General features: G+C 46.3%; 13 protein-coding genes. 2 read left to right on the forward strand and 11 right to left on the reverse strand.

The genetic code is table 11. From position 1 onward, the window contains the following. Nucleotides 1-57 precede the first annotated feature (57 nt). From WA381_RS09530 to WA381_RS09555, 6 genes are all read right to left on the reverse strand, one after another. On the reverse strand, nt 58-1,044 hold the full coding sequence (locus WA381_RS09530) for a glycosyl transferase family protein (RefSeq protein ID WP_061439517.1): 987 nt from the start codon (nt 1,042-1,044) through the stop codon (nt 58-60). Then, nucleotides 1,028-2,011: a uroporphyrinogen-III C-methyltransferase gene (gene cobA / locus WA381_RS09535; RefSeq protein WP_061439515.1), complete on the reverse strand. Its 984-nt coding sequence runs from the start codon at nt 2,009-2,011 to the stop codon at nt 1,028-1,030. The genes WA381_RS09530 and cobA overlap by 17 nt, the downstream gene beginning before the upstream one ends. A 12-nt stretch (nt 2,012-2,023) precedes the next feature. Next, on the reverse strand, nt 2,024-4,927 hold the full coding sequence (locus WA381_RS09540; protein ID WP_061439513.1) for a nitrate reductase: 2,904 nt from the start codon (nt 4,925-4,927) through the stop codon (nt 2,024-2,026). An 87-nt stretch (nt 4,928-5,014) separates the two neighbouring features. Further along, nucleotides 5,015-5,386 carry a nitrite reductase small subunit NirD gene (nirD, locus tag WA381_RS09545; RefSeq protein WP_014975661.1) on the reverse strand — a complete coding sequence of 124 codons (372 nt, stop codon included), beginning with the start codon at nt 5,384-5,386 and terminating at the stop codon, nt 5,015-5,017. Nucleotides 5,387-5,422: 36 nt separating this feature from the next. Beyond that, entirely contained in the window at nt 5,423-7,972 is a 2,550-nt protein-coding gene (gene nirB / locus WA381_RS09550) for a nitrite reductase large subunit NirB (RefSeq protein ID WP_061439511.1), read from the reverse strand. Nucleotides 7,973-8,283: 311 nt separating this feature from the next. Then, complete coding sequence (locus tag WA381_RS09555) at nt 8,284-9,849, reverse strand: SulP family inorganic anion transporter (RefSeq protein ID WP_014978293.1); 1,566 nt, start codon at nt 9,847-9,849, stop codon at nt 8,284-8,286. Between the two features lie 434 nt (nt 9,850-10,283). Between WA381_RS09555 and WA381_RS09560 the strand changes: the two genes are divergently transcribed. Continuing rightward, nucleotides 10,284-10,571, forward strand: coding sequence for a hypothetical protein (locus WA381_RS09560; protein WP_014948232.1), 288 nt, complete (start codon nt 10,284-10,286; stop codon nt 10,569-10,571). Nucleotides 10,572-10,927: 356 nt separating this feature from the next. After that, complete coding sequence (locus WA381_RS09565) at nt 10,928-12,268, forward strand: nitrate regulatory protein (protein WP_061486924.1); 1,341 nt, start codon at nt 10,928-10,930, stop codon at nt 12,266-12,268. Between the two features lie 48 nt (nt 12,269-12,316). Here WA381_RS09565 and WA381_RS09570 read toward each other — a convergent pair whose 3' ends face one another. From WA381_RS09570 to WA381_RS09590, 5 genes are all read right to left on the reverse strand, one after another. Then, a complete protein-coding gene (locus WA381_RS09570; RefSeq protein WP_156085931.1) occupies nt 12,317-12,961 on the reverse strand; it encodes a nucleotidyltransferase family protein in 645 nt (214 codons plus the stop codon). Between the two features lie 2 nt (nt 12,962-12,963). Next, complete coding sequence (locus WA381_RS09575) at nt 12,964-13,656, reverse strand: phosphatase PAP2 family protein (protein WP_014948227.1); 693 nt, start codon at nt 13,654-13,656, stop codon at nt 12,964-12,966. A gap of 31 nt (nt 13,657-13,687) precedes the next feature. Next, on the reverse strand, nt 13,688-14,008 hold the full coding sequence (locus tag WA381_RS09580) for a BolA family protein (protein WP_061439501.1): 321 nt from the start codon (nt 14,006-14,008) through the stop codon (nt 13,688-13,690). A gap of 5 nt (nt 14,009-14,013) precedes the next feature. After that, nucleotides 14,014-14,655 (reverse strand): alpha-ketoglutarate-dependent dioxygenase AlkB family protein, encoded by a 642-nt coding sequence (locus tag WA381_RS09585; protein WP_039224473.1) that lies wholly within the window; start codon nt 14,653-14,655, stop codon nt 14,014-14,016. A gap of 138 nt (nt 14,656-14,793) precedes the next feature. Then, nucleotides 14,794-15,876 (reverse strand): hypothetical protein, encoded by a 1,083-nt coding sequence (locus WA381_RS09590; RefSeq protein WP_061439499.1) that lies wholly within the window; start codon nt 15,874-15,876, stop codon nt 14,794-14,796. Between the last annotated feature and the right edge of the window lie 182 nt (nt 15,877-16,058).

The raw sequence follows: 16,058 nt of genomic DNA on the forward strand, positions 1-16,058 counted from the left end.
GAAGGGCTTTATAACAAGCAATATAGATAATTGCCCGCTCAGAAAACGCAGGTGACCTTAAAATGGCGTTGCGCTTTTATCGCGCTGTGCCCAAAGCTGCCTTGCCTGGGACAGGGCATCTGCAACATCACACTTTTGTAGCAGTATCAAATAGCTGGCAAGTGTACTCAAAACGGCTTGTTCACCGTAAAGGCTATTCGCGTTACCCGCCCACACATCAAGCATGTCGTTAACGTTCATGTCTTTATCTTTAAGCGCCCATTTGTCAGCAACCACCGGCATTATTACTTCTTCGGTCTCACCATTTCGGGTAATAAATAGCTCAGTTTCCCGTTCACCATTAACTTCAGGATCTCCGCCATCACCACGAAAGCAAAGCGCATCTATAGATGGATAATTTTCATTAACGCGGCAGTGTTTGTGGTCAAGATGCATATGGTAAACGCCCTGTACGCAAAATTGTGCAGCGGTGGGATTCAACAACCTTGCGAGGGTGTTAGCGCATGAACGCAGGCCAAATACCTCACGAAGCTTAATAATTGTGTCGAGCGCAGGCAGCAAATAAGACAAATCAAGGTAAGTCACCCCTTTATCCGTTAACTGCTGTTTGGCATCTTCAATACTGCTAACTTCAGACAGGCCCAATTGGGGTAACGCTATACTTGCATAAAGGCGCCCTGAACCCGGCTCATGCGCACCGTGGAGCATAACCGAGTAACCATTGTTGGCTAGAACCGCTACGGCCAATAAGTACCATGGTAACTGGCGACGCTTTCCCGCGTAGCAGCCAATATCTAACGTGGGGGTGAGGGTTTTGACTTCTGGCTCTATTAGCTCTCTGCATGCATCGACAAAGCCAATAACTTCTTCTGGTGTTTCTTCACGCGTACGCAGCAACATAAGAAATGCGCCGCGTTGATCGCCTGTCACTTCATTGGCCAATACCATTTTCATGGCATGATAAGCCTCATCACGGGTAAGGCTACGCCCCCCTTTTTGACCTTTGCCAATAATTTTTATGTATTCACTAAATGGTTGCTGCATGCTTGGATGAATGTAATAGAAGAGTATTTACCTGTTGACGAGACTCTACCACCTTTCCAAATATAAGTAACGTAGGCCCCGTTAAATTTGCTGCTTCTACCTTGCTATGAATATCGGCAAGCACGCCAGTAATCATGCGCTGTTCAGGCGAAGTGGCATTTTCAATTACCGCTACTGGCCATGTCGTTGGCACGTTGTGATGAATCAAGCCTTTGCATAGACCTTCAAGCCGGCTTAGTCCCATATAAACCACCATGGTTTGGTTCAACACATTTTGCGCCAAAGGTGCCATCTCTGGCCATTGTTCCGCGTCTTTAAAATGTGCGGTCATAAAACTCACCGATTGAGCGCAGCGCCTGTCGGTTAAAGGGATACCCGTATAGGCTGACACACCCGATGCTGCCGTAATACCAGGAACAATAGCAAAAGGAATGTTGGCCTTTGTGAGTGCATCGGTTTCTTCGCAGGTTCTTGCAAATAGGGCTGGGTCACCGCCTTTTAACCGCACGACAGTGTGACCGTTGCATGCCAATTCAACCACTCGCTTGCATATAGCGTCTTGGGTAAAGCTATGCTTTTTGCAGCGCTTCCCTACATATTCTTTCACCACTTTAGAGGGAATTAGCGCGAGAATATCTTCGCTGACTAAGGCATCGAACAGCACGACATCGGCTTGTTGCAGAAGACGAAACGCTTTTAACGTAAGTAACTCGGCATCGCCGGGGCCAGCACCGACGATGAACACCTGCCCTTGTTTATGACCTTCAGTTTGCCTGTTTGCTAACTTCAACCACTTGCCAAAGTATGAATGCTTAGCTGGAGCTTTTGGATTATCGGAGCGCTGGCGCGTCGTCACGGTCGTGACCGTGGTAGAAATAGCATCGCGATAAAAGAGGTTTAACAAAGGTTTCTGCGGTTTAAATAAGGTGCGCAAAAACGGTAACGACCAACTAGATGCAATTGACATGATTTAACGCTCCTAAACAGATTGAATTTCAATGACTAAATGCTTGTCTATCAGCTGAGACAAGGCGGGCTTACACGAGCCACAATTCGTACCACACTTTAATGCTTCACCAAGCTCTGCCACCGAACTACAGCCTTCTTCGATGGCATGTGTAATGGTTTTTTCGCGCACTTCAAAGCAGCTACAAACTACATCACCATTTAAAAATGCGTCGTCTACTTGGCCACGTATTAAATTGCGCTGTATGTCTGTAGAAATAGATGTGTTGAGAAGACTGGCAAGCCATTCGTTAGGTACTGACCATGTGCTTTTTGAATGTGGCGCTGCCTGCGCTGTTGTATGTGCAGTTGCTGGTGCCCTTTCACCCTTTTCTGGCTCATCGCCCAAAAACGCCGCGAAACAAAGAGTATCATCGACAAGCGCAAGGCATACTGAGTATGTATGATGATGAAACTGCAATAGCACCGCGTTTTGCGGCAGCAGAGGTATCAACCCTTGGGTAAAATCCCGACGACCTTTGTTCGAAGCAACATTCAATACTGATAATGCTGCATCCGAGTTATTTAAAGGTGAAGACGCCTCTGTGCTTTCAAGCGGTGTCGTATTCCAGTAATCACACGCATGCTTTAGTGCGTCTTCACTAAACGGATTAAGTTTTGAATTATGTGCTGATTGGTTTACTGATGAAACAAAGAGCTTGCCGTAGGTAGCGAAATGAGCAGGCGCGATAGCTACCGCCGCGTGTTTTAACTCTGGCTGCCCTGAAATAGGGTCTACCGCGCTGGCGTAAAGTGCGCCTAGTTTACTGTGCGAACCCCATTGCGCCGACCAGTGAATAGGAATGAATACTTCCCCTTTGCGCATATCCGTATCCGCTTTAACCGGATAAATAACAGGGGCGTCTTTACACACTGCACTTGAAAGAGAAACGAGGCTTCCATCTTCAACGCCCAATTCAGCAGCGTCTTTAGGGTTGATATGCACGCAAGCACTTGGCATATGAGCCAGTAACTTTGCCGCTTTACCCGTGCGCGTCATGGTATGCCACTGATCTCGCGCTCGGCCGCTGTTCACAACAAAAGGATAAGCGTCTGATGTTACCTGCAGTGGCGCTCTGTAAGTTACGGGAATAAGTTTCGCTTTGCCACTAGGGGTTGAAAACCGTTTATCTTCAAAAGGACGTTTACTGGTAAGGCGAGGGTTAGGGTTAGATTTAGAATTAGAACTGGCCGTATTCTCAGCTTTTATAACTGTGTGAAAAGGCCACTGCAAAGGCGATAGCCCATTGTACTGAGCTTCACTTAACGCTTGTAAAGGTGACAGGTCTAATTGTCGCTTACCGTTATTTTGATAGCCGGTTAGCCCAGCGTATTCGCAGAATATTTGTGACGAATGGGTAAAATTAAATGCCTCGCCAAAGCCCATTTTACCCGCCACTTCGCATAGTATTTGCCAATCGTGTTTTGCACTACCTGGTGGGGGCAATATACCGCGCTGACGTGAAATACGGCGCTCTGAGTTTGTTACCGTGCCGTCTTTTTCCGACCACCCCGTGGCAGGAAGGGCAATGTGCGCGTAGTTAAGCGTATCGTTAGACTCAACAATATCAGACACCACCACCATGTCACACTTTGAAAGTGCGCGCTCAACTTGACCGCGATTTGGCATACTGACAACAGGGTTAGTCCCCATTATCCAAACGAACTTTACCTTTCCACTCTCAATTGCATTAAACAAATCAACTGCTTTAAGCCCCTGCCCTTTAGGCATGACGGGTGCATTCCAATAGGTTTTAACAGCGCTGATATGATCAGGGTTTTCAAGGTCCATATGAGCAGCTAGCATATTGGCTAACCCACCGACTTCACGCCCTCCCATGGCATTTGGCTGGCCAGTAATTGAAAACGGACCACAACCGTCTTTAGCAATTAAATCCATTGCTAAATGACAGTTGATAATGGCTTGGGCTTTATCCACACCAGCAGAAGACTGGTTCACGCCCATAGAATAAAAAGTAACTACGCTAGAGGCTTCACAAAAGGCATCAAAGAAGGCCTTAATGCTGTTAATGTCCAGGTCGCATACTTCAGCAACGTCATCTAACGTTAAGGCATTTGCACTTTTGAGCGTTTCTTCAAGTCCCTCGGCATAGGTCTCAACGGCGGATTTGTCTATTCGACCTTGTGCGTTTGCATAGCTGAGTAAACCGTTAAATAGCGCTACGTCGCTACCCGGCTTTATAGGAAGGTGTAAATCGGCAATGGTACAGGTTTCGGTTTTGCGTGGGTCAACAACAATGACCTTCATATTCGGATTTTTCAGCTTTGCTCGCTGAATGCGTTGAAAAAGCACTGGGTGCGCCCACGCCGCATTACTTCCGGTGATCACCAGTAAATCTGTACATTCCAAATCGGTGTAATCGCAAGGCACTACATCTTCACCGAAGGCTCGCTTGTACGCGGCAACGGCTGATGACATACATAGGCGTGAATTCGTATCGATATTGGCACTGCCGATGAAACCTTTCATAAGCTTATTGGCAATGTAATAGTCTTCGGTGAGAAGCTGACCTGATACATAAAAAGCAACGGCATCCGCGCCATACTGCGCAATGGTAGAGGTGATCTTATCCGCAATCACATCGGTGGCCGTGTCCCAATCCACCGATTGACCTGCCATGGTTGGGTGAAGCAAACGACCGTTTATGTCGTTTGTTTCAAGCAGGTTTGTTCCTTTGACACACAATCTTCCATAATTGGCGGGATGCTCTGGCGTGCCTTTAACAGTGTCCAGGGTTATGGCACGCGTGCTTACGTTGCAACTGATATCTACACCACACCCTACGCCGCAGTAAGGGCATGTTGTTTGTCTTAATTGTTCAGACATCATGTCGGGTTGTCGTGTAGGCATATTCATTTCATTACCTTTTTCGGTTTCACAGCTTTTGAATGCATTTTGCTAAAAGGCTTTTTTCATGTGGGCGTTCAAATAAAGGCAGTTTGCTTAAACACCGACAAAAACCTTTTCGCCCTCTACCTTCACAGCGTAAGCCGTGACGGAAACATCGTCGTGTTCTTTACACAGCCCGGTTTCTAAAAAGTAATGCTCTTTGTATAGAGGCGAAGCAACAACAGGCGCACCGCCTATCGACCCTAGAAGCCCGCGATAGAGTACGTTTGCTTTACCAATAGGGTCGTAGTTACTAATGGCGAAAACCTGGGTTTCGCCGTTTATCTTCAAACTGAAAATTGCCACTTGCTGTGAGTCGACAAGGGCGCAAACCCCACTGTTTGTCACTAAGTCGTTCGTCTCACAAACATAGTGCCATTGCACTTGCTGTGGTTCTGACGCCATTACATTTTGCGCTGCTGACATAATTTGATTCTCCTAACAGGGTTGATAAGCCAGTGGCTATACCATAGAGACAGGAATGAACTGATCTTTACCTGCTACTTTTTCAGCTTCAGTAGCTGGGCGAACCTGGCCTCGCTCTGAAACAAACTGAATATTGGTGTCGCTAGCATTGCTGTTTACGAATTGACGGAAACGCTTGCGCGACTCAGGGTTTTCAATGGTGGTTTTCCATTCGCACTGATAAGCATCAACCACAGCATCCATCTGTGCTTCAAGCTCACCATTAATGCCAAGAGCATCGTTTATCACAACGTCTTGCAAGTAAGCTAACCCACCTTCTAAGTTGTCCATCCACACCGATGTGCGCTGTAGGCGATCAGCCGTTTTCACATAAAACATCAGCACGCGGTCGATGTACTTTATAAGGGTTTCGGTATCTAGATCGGTGGCAAACAGGTCTGCATGTCGAGGCTTCATACCGCCATTTCCGCAAACATACAGGTTCCAGCCTTGCTCGGTAGCAATAACACCAATGTCTTTGCTTTGGGCTTCTGCGCACTCACGGGTACACCCCGAAACGGCAAATTTAATTTTGTGCGGTGCACGTAAGCCTTTGTAACGATTCTCTAAGTCAATGGCAGTGCCAACAGAATCCTGTACACCGTAGCGGCACCATGTGCTGCCCACACACGATTTCACGGTACGCAGTGCCTTCGCGTAAGCATGGCCGGTTTCAAAACCACCAGCGACCAGTTTTTCCCAGATATCCGGTAAGTGCTCTACGCGCGCTCCAAATAAATCAATGCGCTGACCACCCGTGATCTTGGTGTACAGGTTGTATTCTTTTGCCACTTCGCCGAGCAGAATCAACTTCTCAGGCGTTATTTCGCCACCAGGTACACGCGGTACAACCGAGTACGTGCCATCTTTTTGCATGTTGCCAAGGTAGATATCGTTGGTGTCTTGCAGAGGAAGATGTGAAGCCTTAAGAATGTAGTCGTTATACACCGAAGCTAAAATTGAGCCGACAGCGGGCTTACAAATTTCACACCCTAGACCTTCACCATGCTGCTCTAGTAGCTCGTCAAAGGTGCGAATGCCGTTTACCTTAACAATGTGAAATAGCTCTTGTCGGGTATGGTTGAAGTGCTCACAAATGGCTTTTGATACTTCCACACCGCGCTTTTCAAGTTCGCTATCCACAACATTTTTAAGTAAGGCAGCACAGCCTCCACAACCTGTACTGGCCTTAGTTTCACCTTTTACATCACCAACGCTACAACAGCCGCCTTCAATGGCTGAAACTATGTCGCCCTTAGTCACATTTAAGCATGAACAAATAGACGCGGTGTCTGGTAGTGCATCGGCACCTAACGCCGGTGCGGCATCGGATGAGGGCAGAATTAGGCTTTCTGGGTGTTCAGGTAATTCAATATTATTAAGTGCATACTGTAAGAGCGTGTCGTAGTCGCTGGTATCGCCAACGAGCACAGCACCAAGCACGTACTTTTGCTCGCTATCTACCACCAGCTTTTTATACACGCCCTCGGGCTGATTTAAGTACGTGTAGCTAAGCGCTCCGTCTGTGCGTTCATGGGCATCGCCAATTGAGCCCACTTCTACGCCCATTAGCTTGAGTTTAGTGCTCATATCTGCGCCAGCGAACTCGGCATCGCCACCTGTAATATGACTTACGGCCGTGCGTGCCATGGTGTAGCCAGGTGCAACAAGACCAAAGATTTTGTTATCCCACAGCGCACATTCACCCACAGCGTAAATGTTTGGGTCAGACGTCACGCAATGGTTATCAATGACAATACCGCCGCGCTCACCCAGTGTTAGCGCTGACTTTCTGCCAAGCTGATCGGAAGGTCGAATACCGGCAGAGAATAAAATCATGTCAGTTTCTAGTGCAGTGCCGTCAGCAAACACCATTTTATAGCGGCAGGTATCACCAGCCTCGATAGTTTGGGTGGCCTTTTGGGTGTGAACCATTACGCCCAATGCTTCGATTTTATCTTTAAGCACGTTACCACCAGCTTGGTCTAGCTGTACCGCCATAAGCTGCGGGGCAAACTCTACCACGTGGGTGTCTAGACCGGCTTGTTTTAGTGCGTTAGCGGCTTCTAAACCTAGAAGACCGCCGCCAACGACAACCCCTACTTTGCTCACCGCTGCTGACGCTTCAATAGCAAGTAGATCGTCTATAGTACGGTACACCAAGCAATGCTCTTGATCGTTGCCAGGAATGGGTGGCACAAATGGGTAAGAGCCCGTAGCTAACACAAGCTTATCGTAGCTAAACACCTGCCCTTCCGACGTCGTCACTTTATTATTGTCACGGTCTATATCGGTAACCAAGGCATTGGTAACTACGTTTACGCCCCACTCGGCGTACTGAGCGGGAGTAGTAAGCGCTAAGTCATCAGCACTCGCGCCGCTAAAAAAAGACGACAGATAAACGCGGTCGTACGCAAGGCGTGACTCGCCGCATAAAACGGTTATTTCTACATTGGCATCGCTTTGGTGAAGCTGCTCAACAAAATGATGCCCCACCATGCCGTTGCCTACGACGACAATTTGCGGTTTTGAGTCCAATGAAGTCATGGTATTCCCCTTTTTTCGGGACAAAAAAAAGCCCGCTTCAACTTTCGTTGATGCGGGCTTCGTTGCCTATTTTGCCAACGGTTTAGGTCGGCTAACACATTTTACGGAGTGTTATAAATCACACAATTTTCAGCGATTGACACAAATCACCAAAACACACTTTACGTTTATAGCTATCCAAGTTCAGTGCCAAAACCGTAAATAATTGTTTTTATTTGATTTACTACAAAATAAGCATTATTCAGACTTCACAACTGCACCAAACAAGCGCAAAACTGTGTTTACTTGGTGCATTAAGGCTATCAAATAACTTAGGCCAGCTTATCCGTCGCTACGCGGTAGCGAGGGTCTTCAACCACGTTAATTTCAACAAACTTATCGGCCTTGCGAAGCAGTGAGCGACATTCATCACTGATATGGCGAATGTGTAGCTTTTTACCCTGCTCTTCGTATTTGTCAGCAAGGGTATCTAGCGCATCGATACCTGATGAATCCCAAATGCGAGAGTCTTTAAAGTCAATAACTACATCATTAGGGTCGTTGGCGATATCAAACAGGTCTTTGAAATGCGATACCGAGCCAAAGAACAGCGGGCCGTCTAGCTCATAGACTTTCCAACCGTCGTTATCGATATGGGATCTCGCTTCAATATGACGAGCGTGTTTCCATGCAAACACCAGTGCTGAAACGATAACACCCACCACAACCGCAATAGCCAGATCAGCGATAACGGTAACGCCTGTTACTAGGAAAAGTACGAACGCATCTTCTTTGTTTACGCCGCGAATAATTCTGAATGACGCCCACTCAAATGTAGCGATAACCACCACGAACATAACGCCAACAAGGGCAGCGAGAGGAATCATTTCAATTAGCGGAGCAGCAAATAGAATAAAGCCTAATAATACAACCGCCGCGGTGATACCAGACAAGCGGCCACGGCCACCAGAGTTAATATTAATCATACTTTGACCAATCATGGCGCAACCGCCCATACCGCCAAAGAAACCGTTTACGGTATTTGCAACGCCTTGGCCAACGCACTCTTTGTTGCCGCGCCCGCGGGTATCTGTCATTTCGTCAATTAATGAAAGAGTAAGAAGCGACTCAATTAGACCAACCAAGCAAAGAATGACTGAGGTAGGCAAAATGATCATGAAGGTTTCCCAGGTGAACGGCACCATAGGAATAGCAAAGCTAGGAAGTTCACCCGCTAGCGTCGCGGTGTCGCGCTGGTCAGCTGGTAGCAAATCGCGAACAAAGTCGATTACAGTGCGCGCTTCAAGGTCAAGACCGTGTACTAACAAGGTTACCGTAACAATCGCTACAAGCGACGCCGGTACAGCTTTGGTTAGCTTTGGTAGTAAATAGATAATAGCCATAGTTAGCGCCACAAGCCCTAACATCCAATATAACAGCGTACCTTCCATCCACTGTAATTCACCGGCTGCGTTGGTCACTTTGAACTGGCCTAATTGCGCCAAGAAAATAACAATTGCCAAACCATTTACGAAGCCTAGCATTACCGGATATGGGACCAGACGTATAAACTTTCCGAGCTTGAAAATACCACACATTATTTGCAGTAAACCAGCCAAAATAACCGCGGCAAATAAATACTGCACGCCGTGTTGGGCAACCAGTGCCACCATTACAACGGCCATGGCGCCGGTAGCACCAGAAATCATTCCTGGTCGGCCACCAATAGCGGAAGTGATTAAGCCCATCATGAAAGCCGCATAAAGACCAATCATTGGTTCTACGCCGGCCACAAATGCGAATGCAACGGCTTCAGGGACCAAGGCAAGCGCCACGGTAATACCTGATAGCACGTCGTTTTTAACGTTGCTGTCTTTACTGGTAATTAAATCGAACATGTTCTCTCAGAAGCTAAGATGTTAAACACAACAACCCACCATGGCGTACACCGCGTTAAAGCAGAACACCAAGTAGGTAGGAGATTTTTTCGGCGATTCTATCACCATTGTAGCGCAAAATCTTTTAATAGATTGTTACTAGGACCTGTTGAACGTTGATGTGCAGCAAAGATCAACAGGCCCCAGTCCGAACTACTTGGCGCTTACGTGATAAGCGCAGGGCTCTTTGCCCCTTTCCTAATGCTGTGAGCTTGTCAATTTTTCATGTTCGGTCTCAGGGCTTAATTTAATAGCGAATGCTGACAAATTGCATCGTACATGGCATCGTATAATGGTTTTTATTAACCGCGTCGTTCAATGCGCTTCGATTTCTAATACGGGGCTACGGTAAGACGTCGCAATAAGGCACAAGTCTTATTCAACGAGGAGTTAAAGTGGTACCTTATATTCTGACTATTTTGTGCGTGCTAGTGGCAGGCGCTATTCATTGGATGTCGCCGAAGGCTTATTGGAAAGCCACTATCATGTCGACCGCCGTTATTTTACTATTTTCTGTAGCAGCATTGTTCATCTTTAAAGCATCAGGAATGCTGGTTAGCGAGCACACTGGCGAGAATGCTGACTTTTCTGGGCAAATGTTAACTATCACCACAATGATTGCCTTCTTCGGTTTCTTAATTTCACTGTTTGTAGGTTGGTTTCTTCGCGTAGTCAGAAACTAATCCGGAAAGCAAAACCACATAGTTTGCGAGGCTGCACCATTTTGGCGCAGCTTCTTCTCTCTCAACTTCCCTCTTAACGCCGCTAACCTTCCCGTCCCCCCTTATAAAGTCACCTTAAGTTAAAATTCCAGCCGAACCACATGCCGCTAAATGTCAGCACTCCGGGCGTTTTTGTTCACTCTAACGCTTATCTTCATTAATTCTAATAAACAGGGCATAAGTGTTGCTTGGTACACGTATTGCTCTGCTGAGTGCAGGGGGCTAAGAGCAAAGAGTTTCAAAAAACGTTTCGCCAATAGATGCACTCATCAATAGAAAATTCGAAACGTGTGTACCGAAGATTAGCAGGCCTTAACATGCTTCATGAACCAGAACAGACCATTGCGCTTTGTAGCGACGCCACTAAGCGCTTTTTGCTAGCGGCCAAGCACGCCGAAATAACCGTGCTTGAGCAACTATCTAGTAATTGTCGAATTGTAATTGCCGTTCGAGAACTTATTCATGAACTGCAAAAAGAGCGTGGGGCCAGCAATATCTTTCTTGCTTCAAAAGGCGAGCGTTATGCCGCTGAGCGAATGCAGTACGTCAGTGCTAGCGAGCAAGCGGAGTCAATGTTGAAAAGCCACTTGAAATCGCTCTACCTGACAGATGAGATCACAACGGGTAACCCGCGGTTGTTGAGCAGCATTACACTTGCTATGCAGGCGACGGACTACCTGCCCAGACTGAGAGAACAAGTAAGCAAGCAGCTGCTGACACCACTGGAATCTACACGAGCATATAGTCGTCTAGTTGCCAGTTTGCTTACGGTTATTTTTGAAGCGGCAGATATTGCAAGCGACCCAACAATCACTCGCTTATTGGTTGCACTGTTCAATTTTATGCAGGCAAAAGAATACGCTGGGCAGGAGCGGGCGTGGGGCGCTATTGGTTTCGCAGAAACTCATTTCGATGTTCGCCTTTGTGAAAAGCTGGCCGCGCTTCAGCATGCCCAAGAACATCACTTCAGTATATTCTGTGAGTTTAGCTGTAAGCCGCATAAAGATGCATTAGACGCGTTGAACAAAAGCCCTGCTGCAATCGATATTACACAGCTTAGAAATATGATTGCACAGCTTGGTGACGGCAGTCCGATTGCCGGAGAAATATCGGAAGTTTGGTTTGATGTAGCAACACGTCGAATGGATGCAATGCAGACTATCGAAGTGGCGCTCACTGAGGCCCTTACTCAGCAAGCTAACAGTAAAGTCGCCAATGCAAAAAATGAGATGGCCAATCATCAGCAGTTGCTTACGCGCTTCAATGATGAACACGCTACTGATGGCTCACCGCTCACCTTATTGTTCGATCCAAGTATGCCTGGACTCGCGGAAGACACCAAAGAAGACGAAATCAAAACGCTATCACTTAACGAGCAAACGAAGACTTTATCTGCTCACCGCTCTTTTTATGATTTACTGCGTTCACAGGCCCAACACATAGAAGATATGGGTCGGGAGCTCGAAGAGGCCAAGCGTGCAATACAGGAACAAAAACTGATTGGGCGAGCAAAACTGGTAGTAATGGAGCAATTCGGATTAAGCGAAAATAACGCGTATCGTCGACTGCAAAAACAAGCTATGAGCGAAAATACGACCATAGCGGCTATTGCCGCTAAGATAGTAAATATTACAACAAAGACTACTGCTCAAAGGTAGCTACGCTCAATTGAGTCACTTCTAGTTTAATTAAGCGCGTTCTAGCTCTTAAGGAGAAATTAAAGTCAACAAAGGCCAAACAGTAAGCCAATTCTTAGAAGCTAGTCGCTGTTTAAAAACTTCGGGCCTTGGATATTTTGGGTTAATACTTATGGTGCCGGCGAAGTTTGCTTCCAAGCCAAATGGCGCGAGTATGTCTAAATCATCATTGGCTAAAAGACGAACCGCAACACAGGTTTCTCGTTCTATCCAATAAGAAATAGCGTCGTGGCAATTTTGATAGGGAGCGTGCTCGTGAGCTACGTGCATACGCGCTTGGTTTTTAACTTGCCAATTAGCTTGAGGAACCATACGCGCTAGCTCGCGTTCTATGGCTTGTTCTTGTGCTTTCAGCCCTGGTTTAGCAGCTGCAGAATTTGATGAGTAAGCTTGCGGTTGAGGTACTGATTCCAATGTATTATCGGCACTCGCAACACTTTGCGGCGGATTAATTTCACCACTAAAGTAAATCACATCAATATCGTTAAGCGGAGTTGGTGTCGCTCTTGCGTGTAACTCATCCCAAATGGCATTTCGAACAAATCCAGCACCAATGTACCCTTGCGGTAAATCGAGCGCTCTCAAAGCGCGAAGGCAACGCATGCGAAAAGGATCCCGCTTAATAATGTCGCCTAGCCGTTTGAGATCTTGCACGTTTAACCTTCGCCTTTTATACGCAGTTTGCGTTTCCACTTGATGATATAAAAGCAAAAGGCAGCCATACTGCCACCAGCAAACCACCCTGCAATAATGTCGCTAGGCCAATGCACGCCCAATAAAATGCGGCTTAAGCCAATACAAAATACAAGAAAGGTGGCTGCCATGTAGATCCACACTTTTACTGAAGCGTTTTGCGTGAAGTACGTTAACAAATAGGCGATATAGAAATAAACAAGCGTAGATAAGGTAGCATGTGCAGAGGGGAAGCTTTGTGTATACACACTTACATCCTGCATGGGCAGCGGAGGACGAGGCCTGTCGATGCCAGCTTTGAGTAAGAAAGTCGTTGCGATCCCCACGGCAACAGCAATCAAAAAAGTCAGTGCCTTTTTCTTTTCACCGGCCATCGCCAAGGCTCCGGCAACTGAAATCGTGACAAAGATAAGTGCCGTATTACTGCCTAACGCGGTGATATCGCGAAGCGCGTCTTCTTTCCAACCCGATACATTGCCTGCTTCACTAATTACATTGAATAACGCATCGTCAAACGTAGTCAGCACGCCCATGTAGACAAACAACATCATAAGCAAAAAACCGGTGCCAAGTAGTAACACCTGAATAGAGGGTGTTTTAATGATGTCTAAGTAAGAGGCTAGCGCGCCGCTGTTTTTCGTTTCACTGCTTGTCATAAATCTACTTCCATTTAGTACAAAAAGAGCGTTATTGGTCGTGCTTGCTACCACCTAGGCAGTTTGGCGATACCATAGATTGCCCACCTCGAGCTTCCCACTCTGTCGGCGTATACGTGTGAAGTGCCAACGCATGAACAGGCCCCTGCAGCGCTTCAGCCGCAAGACCGTTAATTTCTCTGTGTCTCGCTATTAAGCGCTTACCCTCAAAAGCATTACTCACTACCGTTACTTTGAAATGACTCTGAGCCCCTTCTGGAACATTGTGCATAAAACTCTCATCTACAACCTCGAGAAAACTCGGGTTAAGTGCAGCTTCAATCGTAGTTTCCAGAAACGCTTTTACTTGCATTTGGCTTACCTTGTTCTGTGAATAAGATGTCGGAATGTAAGATTAATTCTACCACCGATAGGCTTAGCCGTCTTCGCAATACCGTGCACATAATGACTTTGTGTTGTTCCTGCCATAATTAATACACTGCCGTGCTCAAGCACCTGTGTATACTTTTCCTTTGTTTCTTTGTGCTTAAAAACAAAGGGCCTTGCTTCACCTAAGGTGACGGATGCAATAACCGGGTTTATACCCAACTCAGGCTCATCATCTGAATGAAAGCTCATGCTATCTTGTCCGTCACGATACCAATTCGCTAACACACTGTTGAACTTTGTATTTTGGGTTGCAGCACATAACGCTTCACAACAATCCTTAATGCTTAAAAGGCTGTTCGTCCACGGATTTGGCGACATGGTTAAATTCGAATAGGTATAGGTGCAATCGTCATCGCCGTGCCAGCTCTGAAGGCGGGGAATTTTTACCGGCTTGCCAAACAATCTGATCGAGTCCTGACGCCAGGGTAACTCGGCCTTCAGTAACTCAAAAAAAGTATCTGCATCATTTTTTGATAGCGCGTGAGGAAAATAAGTGACATCGCCCTCTGACAGCGGGAGCTTATGAGATGAGCTATTGTTTTCTGGGGTCTCGAAAAGAGAAAACTGCATGCGTAACTATGATATTTCCGGTGATTTTTAATTTTGGCTATGGGCACTTGATCTCAAAAGTGCTTAAACACACCTTTGAAGTTCCCCTAATTACACCTTAATTACGCATGCATTGCTAATGTGGATTGATGTTAACTTCTATAAGCGTGATTTTTCTTTGAAGTCGTCATCTGCAGGTGTGGCACTGTATGCACCGCTGTCTTGAATAACGCCTTTATTCTTGTTCATCCACGTTTTGATTACGGTACTGCTCGCCGATGCGCTCGGTACTTGGGTATTGCTTCCGTCAAGTGTCAACGGGCTGAAAGCTCGTGACCAAAAATAGTGAGTCACTGCAGCACCGTGCTTCTCAGCCACTTGCCACCAAGAAAAATTCCATGGTTTTAGCTCTGAAAATGCAATGCTATTCATTAGGCTAGCGTTATTGTCACCAGCAAGAAATGTGCTGGTAACCGGCAAGCTACGATACGCTTCAATGGCAATTCCCTTAGCTTTTAGTGCATCAACAATGCTTTTACTTCTCTCACCAGTCCAATCGTTATTCAGATAAGATTTTTCGCCTATGGAATAGAAAGGGTCGAGCAATGCGATACGATTTGGCCGATATGATGATGTCAGAACACCTCTATTTACCGCATCGTCTAATTTCTCTGAAATAGTAAGCGCGAGCTGATTCCCCAAAGAGTGACCCGCTATGCGGAGCTCGCTACCATTAAAGTTAGGCATTCCATTCGTGAGTGAGTTGTAAAGTAACTGTGTTACCGAAGAGCTTGGTCCCGAGCTGTAGCTGCCATTTGACGACTTCCAGCGCATATTTCGAGGACCAGAAGCCGAATGAATCTTGGCTTCAGCATCTTTAACTTCAGACTCATCTGCAAACTGGTTCCAATACAGAATCCCTACATTATACCCTCTATCTAACCAATACCATGCGAGGTCTTCGTTAGGTCCTCCCGAGTTTGAACGATTCAACGTCTCGCGACGACGCTCCGTTACCGAGCCGTTTTGCCATCCGTGAATGTAGATGACCGTTTTATTATTGGCGTTGTAGTATGGATTAGGTTCATTAACATTCGCTTTTTTTGCGTCGTTGTAGTCAAACCAATACAAACCGTAATCTAAATTACTAAAGGCGGCATCAGGGAAAGTTACTTCAGCTTTAACATTTAGAGAGAGCGTTGAAAAGGCAATGGACAGTAGAATTATCAGTCGTGTTTTCATAGTTTTCTCAGTTAATTATCAAGTGGTCAGATGAGATTTCATTAACAATATTTTCACATAAATAAAACAAAGTAAACGTTTTACCTTTTATTATCATCGAAACATTCGCGTTTTGAGTCTTCTTGGCTGTTAGAGCCGCGTAGCTGATATGATAAGATAGGCAACGCGTACATAAACCAAAT

It is taken from the genome of Alteromonas sp. CH_MED4-4 (assembly GCF_037029575.1).
GTDB classification, from domain to species: domain Bacteria; phylum Pseudomonadota; class Gammaproteobacteria; order Enterobacterales; family Alteromonadaceae; genus Alteromonas; species Alteromonas macleodii.

Excerpts from the sequence above, each read along its gene's own strand:
- WA381_RS09530 (WP_061439517.1), bottom strand. The coding sequence starts at position 1,044 with ATGCAGCAACCATTTAGTGAATACATAAAAATTATTGGCAAAGGTCAA.
- cobA (WP_061439515.1), bottom strand. The coding sequence starts at position 2,011 with ATGTCAATTGCATCTAGTTGGTCGTTACCGTTTTTGCGCACCTTATTT.
- WA381_RS09540 (WP_061439513.1), bottom strand. The coding sequence starts at position 4,927 with ATGAATATGCCTACACGACAACCCGACATGATGTCTGAACAATTAAGA.
- nirD (WP_014975661.1), bottom strand. The coding sequence starts at position 5,386 with ATGTCAGCAGCGCAAAATGTAATGGCGTCAGAACCACAGCAAGTGCAA.
- nirB (WP_061439511.1), bottom strand. The coding sequence starts at position 7,972 with ATGACTTCATTGGACTCAAAACCGCAAATTGTCGTCGTAGGCAACGGC.
- WA381_RS09555 (WP_014978293.1), bottom strand. The coding sequence starts at position 9,849 with ATGTTCGATTTAATTACCAGTAAAGACAGCAACGTTAAAAACGACGTG.
- WA381_RS09565 (WP_061486924.1), top strand. The coding sequence starts at position 10,928 with ATGCTTCATGAACCAGAACAGACCATTGCGCTTTGTAGCGACGCCACT.
- WA381_RS09575 (WP_014948227.1), bottom strand. The coding sequence starts at position 13,656 with ATGACAAGCAGTGAAACGAAAAACAGCGGCGCGCTAGCCTCTTACTTA.
- WA381_RS09580 (WP_061439501.1), bottom strand. The coding sequence starts at position 14,008 with ATGCAAGTAAAAGCGTTTCTGGAAACTACGATTGAAGCTGCACTTAAC.
- WA381_RS09585 (WP_039224473.1), bottom strand. The coding sequence starts at position 14,655 with ATGCAGTTTTCTCTTTTCGAGACCCCAGAAAACAATAGCTCATCTCAT.
- WA381_RS09590 (WP_061439499.1), bottom strand. The coding sequence starts at position 15,876 with ATGAAAACACGACTGATAATTCTACTGTCCATTGCCTTTTCAACGCTC.